Origin of the sequence: Streptomyces sp. ISL-100 (assembly GCF_018614615.1) — a bacterium.
Lineage (GTDB): Bacteria > Actinomycetota > Actinomycetes > Streptomycetales > Streptomycetaceae > Streptomyces.
Genome location: NZ_JAGGOK010000002.1, coordinates 154,970 through 174,597, shown reverse-complemented (window position 1 = coordinate 174,597; position 19,628 = coordinate 154,970). Strand labels below are relative to the sequence as shown.

General features: G+C 71.9%; 15 protein-coding genes and 1 pseudogene. 6 read left to right on the top strand and 10 right to left on the bottom strand.

What is annotated here, in order from left to right:
• Positions 1–18 precede the first annotated feature (18 nt).
• From J7E89_RS00880 to J7E89_RS00870, 3 genes are all read right to left on the bottom strand, one after another.
• Positions 19–2,982: a poly(A) polymerase gene (locus tag J7E89_RS00880; protein WP_214966997.1), complete on the bottom strand. Its 2,964-nt coding sequence runs from the start codon at positions 2,980–2,982 to the stop codon at positions 19–21.
• 76 nt (positions 2,983–3,058) lie between these two features.
• Positions 3,059–3,409, bottom strand: coding sequence for an SCO4225 family membrane protein (locus tag J7E89_RS00875; RefSeq protein ID WP_214966995.1), 351 nt, complete (start codon positions 3,407–3,409; stop codon positions 3,059–3,061).
• Between the two features lie 70 nt (positions 3,410–3,479).
• Positions 3,480–4,766, bottom strand: coding sequence for an MFS transporter (locus J7E89_RS00870; RefSeq protein ID WP_214966993.1), 1,287 nt, complete (start codon positions 4,764–4,766; stop codon positions 3,480–3,482).
• Between the two features lie 109 nt (positions 4,767–4,875).
• Between J7E89_RS00870 and J7E89_RS00865 the strand changes: the two genes are divergently transcribed.
• From J7E89_RS00865 to J7E89_RS00850, 4 genes and pseudogenes are all read left to right on the top strand, one after another.
• Positions 4,876–6,108 (top strand): ROK family protein, encoded by a 1,233-nt coding sequence (locus tag J7E89_RS00865; RefSeq protein WP_214966990.1) that lies wholly within the window; start codon positions 4,876–4,878, stop codon positions 6,106–6,108.
• Complete coding sequence (gene pip / locus J7E89_RS00860) at positions 6,105–7,076, top strand: prolyl aminopeptidase (RefSeq protein ID WP_214966988.1); 972 nt, start codon at positions 6,105–6,107, stop codon at positions 7,074–7,076. Before J7E89_RS00865 ends, pip begins: the two co-directional genes overlap by 4 nt.
• A 267-nt stretch (positions 7,077–7,343) precedes the next feature.
• Entirely contained in the window at positions 7,344–7,640 is a 297-nt protein-coding gene (locus tag J7E89_RS00855; RefSeq protein ID WP_214966986.1) for an SHOCT domain-containing protein, read from the top strand.
• Positions 7,641–7,686: 46 nt separating this feature from the next.
• Positions 7,687–9,105, top strand: a pseudogene (locus tag J7E89_RS00850) (FtsX-like permease family protein); the annotation flags it as partial.
• Between the two features lie 42 nt (positions 9,106–9,147).
• Here J7E89_RS00850 and J7E89_RS00845 read toward each other — a convergent pair.
• Positions 9,148–9,678 (bottom strand): ATP-binding protein, encoded by a 531-nt coding sequence (locus J7E89_RS00845; protein ID WP_214966984.1) that lies wholly within the window; start codon positions 9,676–9,678, stop codon positions 9,148–9,150.
• A 166-nt stretch (positions 9,679–9,844) separates the two neighbouring features.
• The gene (locus J7E89_RS00840; protein WP_214966982.1) at positions 9,845–10,189 is read right to left on the bottom strand and encodes a hypothetical protein; all 345 of its coding nucleotides are present in this window, start codon (positions 10,187–10,189) and stop codon (positions 9,845–9,847) included.
• A 273-nt stretch (positions 10,190–10,462) separates the two neighbouring features.
• On the opposite strand from J7E89_RS00840, the gene J7E89_RS00835 reads away from it, so the two are divergent.
• Complete coding sequence (locus tag J7E89_RS00835; RefSeq protein WP_214966980.1) at positions 10,463–11,599, top strand: PLP-dependent cysteine synthase family protein; 1,137 nt, start codon at positions 10,463–10,465, stop codon at positions 11,597–11,599.
• Between the two features lie 31 nt (positions 11,600–11,630).
• Here J7E89_RS00835 and J7E89_RS00830 read toward each other — a convergent pair whose 3' ends face one another.
• Both J7E89_RS00830 and J7E89_RS00825 read right to left on the bottom strand, forming a co-directional pair.
• Positions 11,631–12,110 carry an SRPBCC family protein gene (locus tag J7E89_RS00830; RefSeq protein WP_214966978.1) on the bottom strand — a complete coding sequence of 160 codons (480 nt, stop codon included), beginning with the start codon at positions 12,108–12,110 and terminating at the stop codon, positions 11,631–11,633.
• 63 nt (positions 12,111–12,173) lie between these two features.
• Positions 12,174–13,043: a DeoR/GlpR family DNA-binding transcription regulator gene (locus tag J7E89_RS00825; RefSeq protein WP_214966976.1), complete on the bottom strand. Its 870-nt coding sequence runs from the start codon at positions 13,041–13,043 to the stop codon at positions 12,174–12,176.
• 227 nt (positions 13,044–13,270) lie between these two features.
• On the opposite strand from J7E89_RS00825, the gene J7E89_RS00820 reads away from it, so the two are divergent.
• Positions 13,271–15,634, top strand: coding sequence for a hypothetical protein (locus tag J7E89_RS00820; protein WP_214966974.1), 2,364 nt, complete (start codon positions 13,271–13,273; stop codon positions 15,632–15,634).
• On the opposite strand, the gene J7E89_RS00815 is transcribed toward J7E89_RS00820, so the two are convergent.
• From J7E89_RS00815 to J7E89_RS00805, 3 genes are all read right to left on the bottom strand, one after another.
• Positions 15,604–18,009 carry a right-handed parallel beta-helix repeat-containing protein gene (locus J7E89_RS00815; protein WP_214966971.1) on the bottom strand — a complete coding sequence of 802 codons (2,406 nt, stop codon included), beginning with the start codon at positions 18,007–18,009 and terminating at the stop codon, positions 15,604–15,606. The two genes, J7E89_RS00820 and J7E89_RS00815, sit on opposite strands and share 31 nt — an antisense overlap.
• A 109-nt stretch (positions 18,010–18,118) precedes the next feature.
• Positions 18,119–18,724, bottom strand: a complete 606-nt coding sequence (locus tag J7E89_RS00810) for a hypothetical protein (RefSeq protein WP_214966969.1) — start codon at positions 18,722–18,724, stop codon at positions 18,119–18,121.
• 74 nt (positions 18,725–18,798) lie between these two features.
• Positions 18,799–19,623, bottom strand: coding sequence for an MOSC domain-containing protein (locus J7E89_RS00805; protein ID WP_214966968.1), 825 nt, complete (start codon positions 19,621–19,623; stop codon positions 18,799–18,801).
• Positions 19,624–19,628: the final 5 nt, after the last annotated feature.

Sequence of the window (19,628 nt, the reverse complement as noted above, 5' to 3'; positions counted from 1 at the left end):
ATAATCGCCGATCCGAAGTCATGAGAGCGTCGGTACGGCGCCGCCTTCCGCCCATTCGATCTCGACCCCCGGCAGGCCCTTGAGCCATCCGGCGGCCAGGTCGGCGAGTTGGGCGGCGTCCGGTGGGGTGTGGCCCAGGCCGATCGCGTAGCGGGCCGAGCCCGGTGTGGTCTCGAATGGACGGGGCCAGGCGTGAGCGTCCGGCGAGCCGGCCTGTCCGAGAGTGGTGAGCAGTGCCCCGAGGCGGGTCAGGAAGCGTCCCAGGGCGACCTCGAAGTCCTCGGAGTCCCCGGAGTCCCCGGAGGCTTCGCCCCCATTCGCTGTTTGTACGGTCACAACCGCCCAGGCAGCGTGACGCCGGTGGAGAGGCGGTGGCGAGAGGAGTTCGGGCCGGGCGTCGCTGCCGGTCCGGGCCGCTGACTCCAGGGTGTCCCAAGCCTGGTAGAGCTCCTGGGCCAGCAGGTCTCGTCCCTCGGTGCCGACCTGTTCGGTGCACGGCCGGACGGGCGCGGTTGGTGTCGTGATCGACACGGGTTGCCCAGGTGGCGCGGGTGGGGTGGTGCCGGGAGTGAGACTCACCGGTTCGCGCCAGTCCCAGGCGGCCCACGTGGAGAAGAAACGCCGGAGCAGGTCGGCGGCGGGAAGCTCCCCCGCTTCCCGGGCCGTCCGCGCCGCCAGTACGGTCCAGGCCAGGCCCGGCAGCCCGCCGAAGGGGGCCGAGTCCAGGCCGCGTGCCCGGGCCCAGGCCTTCACCTCCCTGGCCAGCCGGGCGAATGCGCCGAGGTTGTCGTGGGTCGCGGCGAGTACCGCTTCGGCGTCGCTGACGGCGCTCAGGGCGATCGCGGCCGCGTCACCGAGCTCGGTGCGGCGGGCCACTGCCTCGGCGGGGGCGAGGCTTCCGGTGGCGACGACCACCAGGCCGGCGTCCAGGCCTCGGCTCAGGCCGGCGTCCAGGCCTGGGCTCAGGCCGGCGTCCGGGCCGACATTCGGACCGGCGTCCAGGCCGTCGACGCGCAGCCGCAGGCCTTGCACTCCCGCACCCGGCACCTGCCGTACCCGGGTGCCGCCGGGCAGCGCCGCGGCCACCCGCGCCTGGATGTCCCGCATGTCGGCGGTGCCGGGCAACGCCGCCACCAGGTTCAGGTCCGCGCCGGCCAGGGCACAGCCCATGCGCCGGGATCCGGTGACGTACACGATTCCTTCGGCCAGTGCCTCACAGACGCGCTGCGCGACCTGCTCCGCTGTCCGCGGGCCGGCGGCCTCTGCCGCCAGTTCCACCGTGTGGGATTCGGACAGCCACCGGACCTCGGCCGTTCCCAGGGCGATCGTGGCCCGTGGCCGCATTGGCTCACTGCCCCGGCGCGAGAGCAGGACGAGCTCGCCGACGTGCGCGGACATGCTGCCCAGCCGGGCAGCACACTCGGTCGTGAGCCGGCGTGGCTCCCGGGTGCGTCCGAGGGACAGATGCGGAGTGAAGCGGCGGGCTCGGCCCCGGCAACGGGGGAACCGCTCCTCCAGCGCGCGCTGCAACTCCGCCCAGGGCGCCGGGCCGGCCGCCGCCGGGTCGAGCCAGACGGTGGAGTAATCCCGGTGTGTGAAGGCGCGCACTCCTGCGAGGCGGGCGGTGAAAGGGGAGGTCTCGGCCGCTGCGGCGGAGAGCAGCGGTGCGGCCTGCTCGAAGTCGGACTCCGGCACGAAACCGAAGAGCAGGTTCACATGGGGTGGCCAGCGGCGGATCTGCGGGTCGTGTTCCTGGCGGATGTCCTGGATGGGCGGCCAGAGCTCCGGCGAGGGCATCCATGCCACCGCTGTGCGGGGCGTCGGCGCAACGTCGAAGACACCCGGGAGATCGGGGTCGGCGCGTACGGTCAAGTCCACCTCCACGCCGTAGTGGTCCGACACGAACTGACCCTCCTCGCTCGGCGACACGCCCCGCAGGACCGCCCGGGCGGGCCGCAGGGTTCCCCCCTCCCGCAGGAGTACCCGGTCCAGCCGGGCCGCCCGGCCGGAGACTGAGGAGACCGCGGCCAGGGGGTTGACGCGCGGGTCGAAGGTGGGCGCCGCGTCACCGGGGCCGTGCACCTCGGTCCAGGCGTCGCTCAGGCCCAGTACACCGGCCGGTCCGTCACCCTGCTCGTTGAGGTCGCCCAGCAGGATCACATCGCCGCCGATCGCGGTCAGTCCCTCGGCGAGCCGGGCCAGTTCGGCCTCCCGCCGGGCCGGGCCGTTGGCGGAGTGGTCGCTGGACAGGTGGGTGGTCATCAGCACCAGCGGCCCGGCGGCCGTCTCGACGGTGACGGCCGCGACGGCCTTGTGCGGGCCGAGCTCGTGCCACGCCGCCTCGTGTACGGGCAGTCGGCTGAGCACCAGCAGTCCGCTTCCGTCCACGTCCTCGCCGACGGGGCCGGTGGACACGGTGTAGCCGTCGCGGACCCAGCGGGACCGCAGCAGCATGGCGAGCAGTTCGGTCTCGACCTCTTGCAGCGCGATGACATCGGCGTCGGCGTGTTCCAGGGCGGCCAGCAGCAGCGGCCTGCGCCGGGCGGTGTCGATGCGGTGGCTGTCGTACCGGTCCCAGAGGGTGTTCCAGGTGAGTACGCGCAGCCGCTCGGCCCGCGCTGCTGCCTGTGCGCGGTCGTCGGCGCGGTCGCGGTCCGGGGGCCGCCATGCGGCTGCCGCCGGGTCCCACGCGTACGGCGTTCTGGCCGTGAAGAACGGCCCCAGCAGGCGACGCGGATACCGGGCCCGGCCGGCCTGTGAAGCGTTCATCCGGTCCACGCCGGTTGTCCGGTCCCAGACCACCTCGCCGTCCGCTTCTACGAACACCACCCGGTGCCACGGGATGTCACCGCCAGGTACGAAGGAGGGCAGAGCCATCCGCTCCGGTGCGGCCCCGCGCCGGCTGATCCCCAGTACGAACCGGGCCGGGTCGAACCGCGGGTCCCACAGGACCTGGTGGTAGATCTCCTCGCTCGTACGCATCACACCTCCGGACGTGGGTCCAAGGCCATGATCCCGCCATTGGCCGGGGCGATGCGCGCGGGCGGACGACCCGGGCTCAGGCGCCCTGCGGGTGGGCGTGGCGGGGCGAGGCGTCGCGGAGCAGCCGGACGAACCAGCCGAGCGCGAACGACTGGATGAGTACGGAGAGCGGCAGGGCGACGTACAGGAACCAGGCCGACTCGGCCATGGCCACGCCGAACAGGTCGCCGCCTATGAAGAAGGCGAAGATCGTCGGTGCACTGAGGAGGAACAGCCACACCCCGGCGAACGAGGCGTCCTCGTGGGTCACGAAGAGGGTGTCGGCCGTGACGAACACCGCGGTCGCCGCGACCAGGCCGAGGTAGACCAGGGAGGCGGGGTTACGGAACGTCAGGCGAGCGATGGCGCGCAGCCGTCGAGCAGTCATGTGATCTCTCCGTCCGGTGTGGTCCCTCCAGGGTGCCGCCGCGTGGCCGGCCGCGCCTGAGTACGCCTACTCAGGTGGGCCCTCCCGACGACGCGTTCCGCGCCGAGTACCCCAGAAGCGCGGCGACAGCGGCCAGCATCGCCACCGTCGTCAGCGCGACGGGCAGGGAGAACCAGTCGGCGAGGAACCCGATGACGGGCGGGCCGACGAGCATGCCGCCGTAACCGAGCGTGGATGCCGCCGCGACACCGCTGGGCCCGGCGAGTGCCCCTGCTCGGGCGACCGCTACGGGGAAGACGTTCGCGAGGCCGAGCCCGGTCACGGCGAAGCCGGCAAGCACGAGCCAGGTCGCCGGTGCGAGCGCGCCGAGCAGCATGCCCACGGCCGCGACGGACCCGCCCGCGACGAGAGTGCGGGTCTGGCCGAGCCGTTCGAGCAGTGTGGTGCCGCTGAGCCTGCCCACCGCCATGGCCAGCGCGAAGAGGGAGTACCCGGCCGCCGCGATGCCGGGGTGGGCATGGAGGTCCTCTTGGAGATGGAGGGTGCCCCATTCGGCGAGCGCCCCTTCGCCGTACGCCGTGCACAGCGCGATCACGCCGAAGAGGGCGACGGCCTTGCGGGCCGTTCCCGAGAGCGGCCGCGGACCGTTCCCCGGTGCCTGCTGCGACCGTTCCCGGGAACGCTCTTTGGACCGTTCCTGGGAACGCTCCTGGGGACGTTCTCGGGAATACTTCGTGGCGGGCGCAGGGTGGCGCAGCAGCGCGGGACCGGCCACGGCGGTGACGACGAGCCCGATGGCGGTCAGGGCCAGCAGGTGAGTGGTGGCGGGAAGTTGCGCCGCCACCAGACCGCCGAGGCCGGCCCCCGCCATGCCGCCGAGGCTGAAAGCGGCGTGGAAGCTGGGCATCACCGGGCGCCGCATGGCCCCGACCAGGTCGACCGCGGCACTGTTCATCGCGACGTTGATCCCGCCGTACGAAGCGCCGAACACCAGCAGTACGAGGCCGAGCGCGAGCGTCGAGTGCGTCTGTGCGGGCAGTGCGATGCTCAGCGACAGCAGCACCCCGCAGGCCACCGTCACCGGGTGGCTGCCGAAGCGCCGGCACAGCCGCCCGGTGAGCATCATCGTGATCACCGCGCCCCCGGACACCCCCAGCAGGGCGAGGCCGAGGTCGCTCGCGGAGGCTCCGGTCTGTTCCTTGATCGCGGGGATACGGACCACCCAGCCGGCGAAGAGGAAGCCGTCGAGGGCGAAGAACACGGTCAGGGCGGTACGGAGGCGGGACAGGGAGGTTTCGGCGCTGTTTGCGCCCGGGCCCCCCGGAACGGCCGTCCGTAGTTTGTTTAGGTGCGGCACAAACTCAGCATAGGGGCCGCCCCCGGATCCGTACAAGACGACAGGTGAGCGCCACGGACAACGGGAGCCGGACCCGGACGATCTTCCCGTTCATGGGAGACTCGCCCCCATGAACGGGAAGGCGACCACCATCAAAACGAGGCTGGAGAGGGGCCGGGGTGCGCTCGGCCCCGCCCTGGAACTGGTGCACACAGGACGGGCCCCCACCCGCGCCGTCCTCACCGCCGAGCTCGGCGTCACCAGGGCCACCGCCGGAGCGGTCGCCGCCGAACTGGAGGCCTTGGGGCTGATCCAGGTCGACTCCCGGCCCGGCGCGGCGGCCGGATCACAGGGCCGCCCCTCGCACCGGCTGGCCGTCAACGACTCCGGCCCCGTCGTCCTCGCCGCGCAGATCCACGCCGACGGCTATCGTGCCGCGCTCGTCGGCCTCGGCGGCCGGATCGTCGCGACCGCGCCCGGCCGCAAGACGGTGGCCCCCGACCCGGCGCAGGTCATCGGGTCAGTGGTCGAGGCCGGAGCCGTACTGCTGCGCGAGAGCGGCCGCCGCTGCGTGGGCGCCGGCCTCGCCGTGCCGTCCGCCGTGGCGGAGCCGGAGGGCACCGCCCTCAACCCGCTGCACCTCGCCTGGCCCGCCGGCTCCCCGGTCCGCGACATCTTCGCCGAGCAGGTACGCGCGGCAGGCCTCGCGGGCCCCGCCTTCGCGGGCAACGATGTCAACCTCGCCGCCCTCGCCGAGCACCGCCACGGCGCCGGCCGCGGCGCCCAGCACCTGCTCTGCGTCGCCACGGGCCACCGCGGCGTCGGCGGAGCGCTGGTCATCGACGGCCGCCTGCACACCGGCAGTTCGGGCCTCGCCCTCGAAGTGGGCCACCTCACGGTCAACCCCGACGGCCGCCCCTGCTACTGCGGCGGCCGCGGCTGCCTCGACGTCGAGACCGACCCGCTGGCCTTCCTCAACGCGGCCGGCCGCACCCCCGGCCCCGAGGTCTCGCTGCTCCAGCAGTCCCGTGAGCTGCTGCGCGGACAGTACGACGACCCGGCGATCCGCGGCGCGGGCGAGGAGCTGATCGACCGCCTGGGCCTCGGCCTCGCCGGACTCGTGAACATCCTCAACCCGGACCGCATCATCCTCGGCGGCCTCCACCGCGAACTGCTCGACGCCGACCCGGAGCGGCTGCGCGCCGTAGTGGCCGACCGCAGCCTGTGGGGGCGAAGCGGCGGCGTACCGATTCTGCCGTGCACGCTGGACCACAACAGCCTGGTCGGAGCGGCAGAGTTGGCATGGCAGCCGGTGCTCGACGACCCGCTCGCCGCGCTCGCGGGCTCCAAGGGAAGCTCATGACCGAGACCTACCCGCCCATCGAGCCCCACGACCAGGGCATGCTCGACGTCGGCCACGGCAACCTCGTCCACTGGGAGGTCTGCGGCAACCCGGCCGGCAAACCCGCACTCGTCGTCCACGGCGGCCCCGGCTCCGGCTGCGGCCCTGGCGCACGCCGCTACTTCGACCCCCAGCGCTACCGCACCGTCCTTTTCGACCAGCGCGGATGCGGCCGCAGCACCCCGCACGCGAGCGACCCCGCCACCGACCTCACCCACAACACCACCCACCAACTGATCTACGACATGGAACGGTTGAGGGAGCATCTGGGGATCGACCGCTGGCTGCTCTTCGGCGGGTCCTGGGGGTCCACGCTGATCCTCGCGTACGCCGAGAGCCACCCGGACCGCGTCTGCGAAATCGTCATCTCCGGTGTCACCACGACCCGCCGCTGCGAAATCGACTGGCTGTACCGGGGCGTCGCACGGTTCTTCCCAGAGGCATGGCAGAAGTTCCGGGCGGGCGTTCCCGGGAACGACCGCGACGGCGACCTCATCGCGGCGTACGCCCGGCTCGTCTCGGACGCCGATCCGGCCGTACGCGAGAAGGCAACCGCCGACTGGTGCGCCTGGGAGGACGCCGTACTCTCCCTCGAACCCAGCGGCAGTGCCAACCCCTACGGCGACCGCCCCTCCGCCGCCCGCGTCGCACTCGTGCGCCTCGCCTCCCACTACTTCGCCCACGGCGCCTGGCTCGACGAGGGGCAACTGCTGCGCGACGCGGGACGCCTGGCCGGCATCCCGGGCGTACTGCTCCACGGCCGCCACGACCTGAGCAGCCCGCACGGCACCGCCTGGGAACTGGCCCAGGTCTGGCCCGACGCGGAGCTCACCGTCGTCGACGACGCGGGACACAAGGGCAGCGAGACGATGAGGGCACTCGTACTCGGCGCACTCGACCGGTTCGCGCAGCGGCCGGTCAGCCGCTGAGCCAGTCCACCCCGAACGCGCACGCCCCGTTACCGATGAAAACCCGCTTCACAAGCGCTTCGCCCAGGGTGAGTCCGAGGCGCGGGCGCAGCCGTCGCAGCAGGTACGGCATGCTGGGCGGCTCGGCCGGAAGCAGCCCACCAAGGCCCTTCCTGCTCCCCGCGTGGTACGCACACTGCCGCTGACTGTACGACGACCAGGCCCCCCTCCCGGAGCGACGCTCGTAGCACCACACAACGAGCCAACCGCACCGAGGAGCTGACCGAGATGAACACCCTGGCGCACGAAGGACCCGGTCCGTGGGTTTTCTTCTTCCCGCTGATCTGGGCGGCCGTCGTCGTCGGCGTCGTCACCGTGCTGCGCCGCACCGCCGTATGGCGCGGCGGACGGGCGGGACGACGCGGTCCCTGGCAGGAGCGCCTGACGCACAGCGAAAGCTCGCCGATCGCGATGCTCGGCCGCCGCTTTGCCTCCGGTGAGATCGACGAGGAGGAGTACTGGCGCCGGCTGTCCGTACTGGACGAGCAGTTCGGCCGTACGACGTCCAAGGGCGGTGCCGCATGACCGGCGCCGCCACCACCGCGGCAGTCGGCACCGAGACCGCCGCCCGCCGGCGATCGGATTCCCCTTCCCCGAAGGCGACCTGGTGATCAGTGACGTCTCGATGCTCCTGCCGCTCGCCGTCGGCGTCCTCGTCTGCCTCGGCTCCGCGCTTGTGCCGGCGCTCCGCGCGGGACGCACCGCGCCGCTGGCCGCACTCCGCGAGACGGCCGTCGACGACTCCGGCGCCTCCAGGACGCGCGCCTTCACCGGTACGGCCCTGGGCCTGGCCGGAATCGGCATCAGCCTCACCGGCGTACTCGCGACCGCGTCTGTGTGGCTGGCCGGGGCCGGGGCCGGGGCCGGTGCGGTGCTCGCGCTCGTCGCCTTCGTGGTGCTCGGACCCGTCGCCTCCTCGTACGCCGTACGGGTCCTGGGCGGCCCCCTCGACCGGATGCGCGGCGTCACCGGCGGCCTGGCCAAGCGGAACGCACTGCGCAGCCCGAAGCGCACAGCGGCGACGGCCACGGCGCTCATGATCGGCGTAGCCGTCGTGTCGCTGTTCACTGTCTTCGGCGCCTCGCTGAAGGCAACCATGGACCAGACCGTGCGCCGCTCCTTCGCGGGCGACGTCGCCGTCAGCGCCCCGGCGTTCGGCGCGGGTGGCAGCTGACCGTCACCGACCCGGCCGCGCTCGCCAAAGGCTTCGAACTCAGTTCCATCGAAGAGGTGCTCGAAGACCTCGGTGCGAACGGAATCGCCGTATCGGACACCGAGGCGGACCAGCGCGGCTGGAAGCTCGGCAGCACCACCGAACTCGCCTTCACAGACGGCCAGAAGCAGACCTTCACGGTCCGGGCCGTCTACGAGCAGTCAGAACTCGCCGGCGACTACGTCATAACCCGCGACGCCTGGGCCCCGCACCGCGGACAGGACGCCGACACCCTGGTCGCCGTCAGCTTCAAGGACGGTGTGACGGACGCCGAAGGCACGGCAGCGGTGGAGAAAGCCGCGGCGGCGTACGGCGATCCCGAGGTGCAGACCCGTTCGGAGTACGCCCAGTCCGCGGCCGGCGCCATCGACATGATGCTGACGCTGATCTACGCGCTGCTTGCCCTCGTGGTCCTGATCGCACTGCTCGGCATCGCCAACACCCTGACGCTCGCCCTCCACGAACGGACCAGGGAGCTCGGCCTGCTGCGCGCCGTCGGCCAGACCAGGGCGCAGCCGCGCGCCATGGTCCGCTGGGAGTCGGTGCTGGTCGCCGCCTTCGCAGCGGCGGGTGGCCTAGCCCTCGGTGCCTTCCTCGGCCGGGTGCTCGTGAAGGCGTCCGAAGGCGCGGGCGACACCGCCTTCGCGTTCGCGCTGCCGCCGGGCCGGCCGGCCGTGGTCGTACTGGTCGGATTCGCCGCCGGTGCCCTGGCGGGCCGGCGCCCGGCCCGCCAGGGCGGCGCGCCTGGACGTACTGCGCACCATCGCCACCGACTAGCACCGCGGCGACAGCGCCCCGCAGGCGGAAGTCGCCGTCCGGTCAGCCCACTACGGCGGACCGGACGGCGGCGGGCGCGTGCGTGGCCGGGACGGCTTCGTGACCGGCCCCTTCGTGCGTGAACGGTCCGTCAGTCGTGGCTCCGTACACGGGGTACGGCGGCAAAGCCGCAGCGGGAGCCGGCGTGGGCAGCGTGAACCACACGACCTTCCCGGCGTCGCCCTGCGGGCGTACACCCCAGCTCTCGCTGACCGCCTCGATGAGAGCGAGACCGCGCCCGCTCGTCTCGGACGCGCCGGCCTCACGGACCGTGGGCAGACGCGGATCGTGGTCGTGGACGGACACCGTCAGGCGGTCGAGCAGCAGCTCGATCTCCACGGTGCACATCTTGTCCGGCTCTGCGTGCCGGTGGACGTTGGTCAGCAGTTCGGTGACGCCGAGCGCCGCCGGGTCTATCAAGGGATCCATATGCCAGTAGCGCAATTGCGCCGAGATGATTCTGCGGACCTGACCGATCCGCGACGGCAGGGCCTGGAGCTCCACCGTGCAGTGCCTGCTTGGCTCGCTGATCACGGCTGCGACTCCCCGAATAGGTCCGGAAGAAGACGAAGAACGGATCCAGCAGTGGCTGTCTGCTGTTTGGTCCGGCGGGGCTGGTTCGCAGCGTCACCGCCGTTGCACCCTGAGTGATGTGAGACCAGGGTCACCCAGGCCGTACGGCTCCGCAACTCGCATCGCATCAGTCCCGAGAGTCCTGTACGTCCCGAAGGCCGTACGCGTCCTGTGCGGCGCGGACCGCCTCCAGGAACCGCCCGGCCAGTTCCTCACCGTCCTTGGCTTGCCCACGCTGCCCCATGGTGAGCCGGTACCGGGTGCCGTTGACGGTCGCCACCGTGCTGTCGTCCCCGGCGAACCAGGGCTTCCCGGCGGTCACCGAACCCAGCGGCGCACTGTCGATCTCCCGCCCGTTGCTCGTCAGCAGGACCAGCCTGCCGTCCTGGACCAGCACCTGGCCGGCCTTGGTCAGTGAGCGGGGCCAACGCCCTATCCGTACGCCCGTGGCGCTGAACTCGGGCTCCGCCATTCCACTTCGCCCCCTTCGCGCTCGCGTCCACTTCGCGCGGGTGTCCACGTGGGCAGTCTGCACAAGGCCGGGCCCGCGCACCAGAGCCCCTCGACGATCGGGTGACGGAGCGCCGACCGTGCCCGCATCCGTACCAACTGGGCCCACAAGCGATCCCTATGGACGCCCAAAGTCAACGTTTGTGCAGGTGAGAGGCTTAAAGTGGCAGCTGGGGACCGGAGTTTCCGGGCAGCACCAGCTGCCCCGGGGGCGCTACGACGAGGAGTGGCCCGCATGAGCACCACCGACCAGCCGCGTACCGGCGGCAACGCCATGGCGACGATCGACGTGGACCGCAGCGATCCGGAATACCGGGAGTGGCTGAAGGAGGCCGTCCGTAAGGTCCAGGCCGACGCCAACCGTTCCGCGGACACGCACCTGCTGCGCTTCCCGCTCCCCGAGGAGTGGGAGATCGACCTGTACCTCAAGGACGAGTCCACCCATCCGACCGGCAGCCTCAAGCACCGGCTCGCGCGCTCGCTCTTCCTCTACGGCCTGTGTAATGGCTGGATCAGACGAGGCAAGCCCGTCATTGAGGCCTCCAGCGGCTCGACCGCCGTCTCGGAGGCGTACTTCGCGAAGCTGGTCGGCGTGCCCTTCATCGCGGTGATGCCGCGCACCACCAGCCCCGAGAAGATCCGGCTGATCCAATTCCACGGCGGGCAGTGCCACTTCGTCGACGACTCCCGGAAGATGTACGAGGAGTCGGCCGCCCTCGCGGCCAGGACCGGCGGTCACTACATGGACCAGTTCACCTATGCGGAACGCGCCACCGACTGGCGCGGCAACAACAACATCGCCGAATCCGTCTACCAGCAGCTGCGGCTGGAGCGGTACCCGGAACCGGCCTGGATCGTCGCCACCGCCGGGACGGGCGGCACCTCCGCGACCATCGCGCGCTACGTCCATTACATGCAGCACGACACGCGCATCTGCGTACCCGACCCGGAGAACTCCTGTTTCTTCGACGGCTGGACCCGGGGCGACGCCGACGCCACGAGCGACTGTGGTTCGCGCATCGAGGGCATCGGCAGGCCTCGCATGGAGCCGAGCTTCGTGCCCGGCGCCGTCGACCGGATGATGAAAGTGCCGGACGCGGCGAGCGTGGCGGCCGTACGGGCGCTGGACTGGGCCATCGGCCGCAAGGCGGGCGGCTCCACCGGAACCGGCCTGTGGAGCGCTCTGAAGATCATCGCGGGGATGATCGCCGAGGGGCAGAAGGGCAGCGTCGTCACGCTGATCTGCGACCCGGGCGACCGGTATCTCGACAAGTACTACTCGGACGCCTGGCTCGCCGAACAGGGGCTGGACATCGCTCCGTACAGCGCCGCGATCGACCAGTTCCTGGCGACCGGCGAATGGCCCTGCTGAGTGCTGAGTGCCGAGCGCTGACTGCTGACGCTTATGCGGTCGTGGACGCCAGCCGCCGGTCGAGGCTGCGTACGGCGTCGCGGAAGGCCCGCGCGAGGCCGGGCCGGCCCAGGCGCAGCGCCAGCCTGAGCGGCGCCGGTCCAGCCGCCGCGAACGTCCACTGCACCCGCGTGCCCGAGCCGGCCGGAGCGAGCCGCCACTCCTCCAACAGGGCCCGCATGCCCGGCGCGTTGGTCACGTCGACCCGGTACGCGTAGCGCTCGCCGGGCTCCGCCGCCAGGATCGTCTCCTGGAAGCGGGTGCCGCCCTTGAGGCGCACCTCGCGCCCGGCGCCGCCCGCCGTGGGCCGGCACATTGTCACCGCACCGAACCAGGCGGGCCAGCCGGTGACGTCCTCGGCGAGTGCCCGGTAGACGGCCTCGGGCGGCGCGGATACCTCGGCCGCGAAGACCAGGCGCGTCGGGGCGGTCTCGACGAAGTCGAGTTCCACGGGGCGGAGTCGGCGTGCCATGGGACCTGTACCCCCAGCGGGTTCGGTGATGGATCAGGCCCGCACACGGTAACTGGCGTACCGTCAGATGTCTGCGGAGCCGGCGTCCTGGTCCTGGTCCCCGGCCTGGTCCTGGGACTCGCCCGCGACCACCAGTCCCGGCAGATGCTCGGCCATCTCCTCATGGGCCTCGGCGGACAGCCCGCGGTCCGTCACCAGGGTGTCGACCTCTTCGAGCGTCGCGAAGGAACTCAGGCCCACCGTGCCCCACTTCGTGTGATCCGCGACCACGACCACCCGCCGCGCGGACCGCACCAGCCGCCGGTTCGTCTCCGCCTCGGCCAGATTCGGGGTGGAGAGCCCCGCCTCGACCGAAATCCCGTGGACACCGAGGAACAGCACATCGAAGTGGAGTGAGCGGATCGCCTGGTCGGCGACCGGACCCACCAGTGAGTCGGACGGTGTCCGTACGCCTCCGGTGAGCACCACTGTGGCCGTTCCCGGGCGCGGTCCCTTTCCACCGCCCGCGCGCTGCGCACTGTGGAACACATCGGCCACCCGCACCGAGTTGGTCACCACCGTCAGGTCCGGCACCTCCAGCAGATGCTGGGCCAGCGCGTACGTCGTCGTACCGCCGGACAGCGCGATCGCGCTGCCGGGCACCGCCATCGCCGCGGCCGCCCGCGCGATGTCCTCCTTGGCGCTCAGCTCCAGGGCAGACTTCGCCTCGAAGCCCGGCTCGTGCGTACTCGCCTCGACCACCGGTACAGCGCCGCCGTGCACTTTCTCCACGACACCCTGCCGCGCCAGCGCGTCCAGGTCCCTGCGGACCGTCATGTCGGAGACGTTGAGCTTCCTGGTCAGCTCTTGGACCCGGACACCGCCGCGCCGCCTGACCTCGTCGAGGATCAAGGCACGACGCTGCTCCGCGAGCAGGTTCTGACTCTCGGTCACGGGCGGTCCGGTCCCTTCGTTCCGTGGTAAAGGCTGTGGCACATGGGGGTTGCTCATCCTTGCACGGGTGCGCGGCAGCCGTCCCCCGGGGAGATTCCGTGAGATTCCGTGAGGAGGTTCGGCAAGAGCCGTGCCACGGCTGCCCAGGATCCGGGATCCTTGAGCGGCCGCGCCGTGCGCGGAAGACCATCCTCCTGATCCTCCCACCATGAGAGCGAGCCACAGACGTGCCCCGTGTCACACCGCCCGGCGACGACAACGGCGGCGGCGCCGCGCTCGAACTCCTGGTCCACGGGGTGGGCGGTACCACCCCCCAGGACATGCTCGGCGATCCGCGTACGGTCCGGATCACCGGTGACGAGACCGCCGCCGTGTACCGACGTACCGAAGACGCCGAAGCAGAGCTCCACCCGGACGGGCCGGGCGACGACTCCCGCGACCGGCCTGTCCCCGAGGCGTACGTGTGGTGCAACCTGACGTCCGGCAACGGCGCGCGCGCTCTGTGGCTGCTCCTGCTGCCCTTCATGGTCGCCAACCTCGCCCACTGGATGCAGCCCACCACTCGCGGCCTCACCCGCACCGTGCGCGTGTACGGCGTGCTGGTGCGGCTCCTCGCCCTCAGCCTCACCGTGCTGCTGATCGCCGCCGCCTGTGAGGTCGCGCTCGATCTCGCCGCCTGGCAGTGCGCGGGCTCGTCCCGCTGCTCCGGCGACAAGTCGTGGCTCGGGTTCCTGTCCTCCGACCGAGGCGGCTGGTGGTCCCAGCCGGGCCGGCGCCTCGCAGTGGCCGCCTTCGTGCCCGCCGCGCTGACCGGCCTGCTCTGGTATCTGTCCAACCGCACCTGGAGCGCGTACGAGTCCCAGCGCCCCCTGCCCGCCGGCGCCGAGCCGGACCCCGACGAGCCGACCGCCCGCCCCGCCCTGGGGATGCCCGGCTTCTGGTACGGCCGCCGCCTTGTCGCCCGGCTGCGCGCCGCCCACACCGCCGCCGGCTTCCTCACCGTCGCCGCGGCGCTCGCCGGAGCGGGCGCCCGCTACGACCGCCGCGCCTCCGGCCCGTTCCTCGAAGCGACCGGCTGGCTGCTCGAACTGGCTCTGCTCGCCGGGGCCGCCGTGGTGGTCTGGGTGGTCTGCCGAAGGGGCCGCAGCGAAAGCCGACTCGACGTGAAGCTCGACCGGGTGGTCGTCACCCTGCTGCCCGGCTCCGCGCTCGCCCTGCTGGCCATGACGGTGCTGTACGCCGCCTGGTCCCGCCCCGAGTGGATCTCGGAAGGCCGGCTCCCCGGCGACCGTACCTTCGGGATAATCGCCCTCACCCAGGGCGGCCTGGTCGTCGCGCTCGCCGCCGTGGCACTCGCCATGTACCGGCGGGCTCCCGACGCCCGTACAGCGATGCGCGGGCTCGGTGGTCCCGCAACCGCCATGCTCGCCTGCGCGCTCGGCGGCGTCATGACCGGCGGAGTCGCGCAGCGCGTCGCCGACTGGCTCGACGGGGCGGGCACCCCGGGGGAGCCGGGCGGCAGCATCGACGGACCCCCGGTGCTGCTGACCTGGCAGGCGTCCGTCATCCCGCCCCTGCTGGTCGTCCTGCTGGCGGTGGGCGCGTTCTTCGCCGTACGCACCTGGCGGGGCAGGGCGGCGATGGCCGACGACATCGAGGCGGAGTACCCGGACGCCGAGCCCGACACCGTACGTACCCGCCGCATCGCCCGTATCCGCGCCATGGCCGCGCTGACCGACCGGGCACCGGCGATCATCGGCGTCACCTCGGGCGCCACCCTGCTGCTGGGCGCCGGCGCGCTCCTCGGTGCCTGGGCGACGGGGAAGGTGCCGGGCAGGGCCGCGGCCGGCACCCCCGACTTCGTCGCGTCGGCGGCGCAGGCCGCGCAGGCTCTCGGCTCGTGGCTGATCGGCTTCGGTTTCATACTCTTCGTCACCTGGGGCCGCCGCGCCTACCGCGACCCGGCCGCACGCCGCACCATCGGCATCCTCTGGGACGTCGGCACCTTCTGGCCGCGCGCCGCGCATCCCTTCGCGCCGCCCTGCTACGCCGAGCGCGCCGTTCCCGACCTGACGTGGCGGATGGCCAGCTGGACCGACCGTACGGGCGGACGGCTCGTCATCTCCGGCCACTCGCAGGGCAGTGTGCTGTCGGCGGCCGCCGTCTGGCAGCTGCCGCCGCGCACCAGGCGCCGGGTCGCTCTGCTCACGTACGGGTCGCCCCTTGAGCGGCTGTACGGGCGCTGGTTCCCGGCGTTCTTCGGTACGGCCTGTCTCGAAGCCCTGAGCCACGAGGTGCACTGCTGGCGGAACCTGTGGCGCCGTACCGACCCCATCGGCGGGCCGGTGCGTGTGAAGGGCGGCCAGGGGCCCGATGTGGACCACGCGGCGCTCAAGGACCCGCTCGCTTACGGACGTACCAGGGAACAGCCGTTGCCCGCTCCCGTGCTCGGTCATTCCGAGTACCAGGCCGATCCCGCGTTCGACCACGAACGGACCGCACTGCTCGACCGGCTGCCGCCGTGCGCGGTGCCCCGGCAGCGGCCCGACGCCCCGCTCGATCAGGGAAGTTCGGGCAGGTCCTCGGGGTAGAGGAGAGTCAGGTCGTCCGTGTTCATCTCGGTGAGCTGGGCGACCCGGCCGGCGTGGCGCTCCACCATCGACTCGAAGGTCTGTCGCGCGGTACGGCCGTTCCCGAACGCGGGTCCCTTGGGCAGCACCGTGAAGTACTTCACAAGCGCTTCGGACGTTCCCGTACCCAGCCGGTACTCGTGCTCCTCGGCCTGCTGCTCGACGATCCGCAGCAGCTCCTCCGGCTCGTAGTCGGAGAAAGTGATCGTGCGCGAGAAGCGCGAGGCCACGCCCGGGTTGACGTTCAGGAAGCGCTCCATCTCCGCCGTGTACCCGGCGACGATGACGACCACCGCCTCCCGGTGGTCCTCCATCAGCTTCACCAGGGTGTCGATGGCCTCCCGGCCGAAGTCGCGCCCCGAGTCCTCGGGGGACAGTGCGTACGCCTCGTCGATGAACAGCACGCCGCCGCGCGCACGGTCGAACGCCTCCTGGGTACGGATGGCCGTCGAGCCGATGTGCTCGCCGACCAGATCCACCCGGGACACCTCGACGAGATGACCGCGCTCCAGCACCGCGAGCGACGCCAGGATCTCGCCGTACAGCCGGGCGACGGTGGTCTTCCCGGTGCCGGGGGAGCCGGTGAAGACCAGATGGCGGCGGGCCGAGGCGGCCTTGAGACCCGCCTCCTGGCGGCGGCGCCCGATCTCGATCATGTCGGTGAGAGCGCGCACCTCACGCTTGACGCTCTCCAGGCCCACCAGAGCGTCCAGTTCATCGAGCACCCCCTTCGGCGTACGGACAGGCTCCGCGTCCGGCAGAGAGGCCGTCACGGGCTCTGTGGCGCGCTGTCCGGGGACCGCGCCGAGCAGCCCGGTGGTCTGCGTCGCGGTCACAACGGCGGGGGCTTCCGTGACCGACGCGCGTACGCCGCTCTCGTCGCTCGTGCAGTCCTCGACGAGCGGGCCGTCCTCGGCGAACTCGTAACCCCCGCGCGCGCAGCGCTCCGTACGGCAACGGGTCAGCGTCGTACGGCAGCCGTCGATCACATGGAAGCCGTAACCGCTGCTCCCCGTCACCCGGCAGCCGTGGAACGTGCCGCGGCCCTCCGCCGAAACGTAGAAGCCGGCCTCGGCGGGCGACGTGACCGTGCAGCGCTCTATGCGCGGGTCCGCGCCCTTGGTGACGATGACACCGGTCTGCGCCCCGTCGATGGTGCAGCCGGAGAGCGTTCCGCCGCTGCCGTGGTCGCGGAACCACGCACCCGTCGACGCCTCGCGGATCCGGCAGTCGTCGAGCTGCGCGGTCGCGCCGTCGCTCACCGACACCGCCGTGTTGCGCACCTGGGACAGGTCACTGTCTATGACATCGACGCGCGAGCCCCGGTCGAGCACGAAGAGCGCGTCGGGTACGTCGCGCACCCGGCAGCCCTCCAGAACGGCCGTCGCGCCGTCGCTGATCCAGACGGCCGGATAGTCGCCCGTACTGTCGTGGATCTCGCACTGGTTGGCGTCCACGCGCGTACCGGGGTCCCACACAGACAGCCCGTTGCGGCCGAACCGGCGCACCGAGGAACGCGTGAGCGTGAGGACCGCTCGCGAGCGCAGGTCGATCGCGTTCTCCGGGATGTCGTGAATGTCGCAGTCGGAGAGCGTCAGTACGGCGTCGGTGTCGAGGGTGACACCGTCAGCCGAAGTGCGGTGCACCGTGCAGTCGGTGAGATGGGCCGAGGCGCGGGCGGCGGCCTGCACGCCGGAGCCCTTGACCTCGTACACCTCGCATCCGATGGCCTCCAGGCCGCTGCCCTCGCCGTTCACGGACAGGCCCGCGCCTGACGTGTGGTGGATACGGCAGCGCTCCAGACGCGGGTGCCCGCCGCCCCGCACCGACACACCGGACTGGCCGGCCGCGACCACCTCACACTCCTCGAACAACCCGCCCGCACCCTCCAGCACGCCGATGCCGACGCCCGCCGGGTTGTCGACGGTGCAGCGGCGCACGGTGGGCCGGGCAGCGCCGCGCACCTCGATGCCGACGGCGGAACGCGTCACGATGCGCAGATCGACGAGCTCGGGGGTCCCGTCCTCGACGAGCAGGGCGGGGGAGGCCGTGTCCTGTCCCTCGATGTAGAGGTCCTGGACCACGGCGGAGGCGCGCACGGTGAGCGCCACACCGTCCACGGGGGCGATCCGGACAGACCCGACCGTACCCTCGGGGCCGCGCAGGGTCACGGCACGTTCGACGACGAGATTCTCCCGGTACGTACCGGGGGCGACGGTGAGCACGTCACCGTCTCCGGCGGCCTCCAGGGCTGCGGCGAGGGACGCGTATTCACCTGTGCGGCGCCGCCACCGCGATGTGCCGGTGTGCGTCACCTGGACCGTGCCCTGTGCCATGGCGTTGCTGTGCCCCCACCTTGTACTGACGTGCTGACGATCTGGCCGCTCCACCGTAGCGCGCGCGGGGGAGGCGAGTTGACCGGTCAGCCGCGCCGGACAGACTGTCTCAGCTGCCCGCGCCCGTACGCCCCCAGTCGGGACCGGCCTTGGCCCATGCCTGGTCGAGACGGGCGTACCGACGCAGCATGAGCCGCCATACGACCAGGCGCCTGCCGCCCTCGAAGAGCGCGGCCGTCGCCGCGGCCGCGCCGATGCCCGCGATGGCCGCGTGGGTGGACGCCGTGGTGTCGTCCAAGGGGCGGCCGACGACCTGACCCTGTTCGTTCGTCCAGACCTGGAAGCGGTCGCCCGGCCGCCCGGTCCGCCGAGTGGTCGTCACCGTCCCGGTGTGCCGAGTGCCGTCGTACGCCGTCCACTTGGCCACGACCTGGGTGCGCGTCGCGTGCTCCGACCCGACCTCGGGGTCGGGAATCATGGCCCGCGCGGGCGCGGCCCGGACGACGACCGCTGTCGTCGGCCGGCGCTGCTCGTGCTGGACGCGCACCGACTCCTGCAGCGCCGCCCGGGTGAGCGTGCCGCAGAGCCACCCCACGGCCGGGGCGGCGAGGGTGATCAGCAGTATGACGACGAAGGTCACCCATGCCTCGACGAGATCGGTCGTACGGCACAAGGGGCTGTGCCGCCGACGCCACACTGCGACTGCCGTCCGCACCCTCCCGCACCCCCTTCCGCGTCCGTCTCCTGAACGCGTCCGACGCCTCGGCGAGTTCCCACGGTCGCGCGGTCCTATTCGAGGACTTTCACCGGATCACCGACACGGATGGTTCCGGTGCTTTCCGGTACGAGGTTCTGTCCGAAGATCAGCTGGTCGCCGGAGCGCCGGTGCCTGGCGAGCGTACGCAACGGTTCCTTGCCGCGCTCGGCCGTCCGCTGGTCCGTGGTGGTGACGACGCAGCGGCCACAGGGCTTGGCGACCCGGAAGGTGACGTCGCCTATCGTGATCCGCTTCCAGTCGTCCTCCGCCCAGGGAGCGGTGCCGTCCAGGACGGCGTTCGGCCGGAAGCGGTTCATCGGCAGCGGCCCCTCGTCGGCGTGGTCGCCCTGCGCGATGAGCGAGTTGAGGGCGTCGAGCGAGGAGAGCGTGGTGACCAGCAGGGGATAGCCGTCGGCGAAGCTCACGGTCTCGCCGGGCTCGGCGTAATGGGGATCGATGGGACGGCGGCGGGCCGGGTCGTCGAGATGGACCAGGCGCACCGCGGTGCCCAGATATTCGCTGAACCAGGCGTGCGCCCCCGCGTCCGCCTCGACCGCCTCCACCTTGTCTTTCCAGAGCTGAACATCCGTCGTTTCCGCGGGCTCGGGCACGGCGACGTTCAGCGACTCGCGTCCGGGCGCGGACAGCCGTATCCCGCCGCCCGGCAGAGGTTCGGCACGCGTCAGCGCGAGGCTCGGCTGCGGGCGCTGGGTGACCACCTTGCCGGCCGGGTCGACCAGCATCCATCTGCGGTCCCCGGCCGGCCCCCACGGCTCGACCTTCACTTCACCCGGCGCGCACCCTGCCGCCGACTTGACCGGATAGACGTGGACCGCATGGAGAAGTGAATTCGGCATGCGGC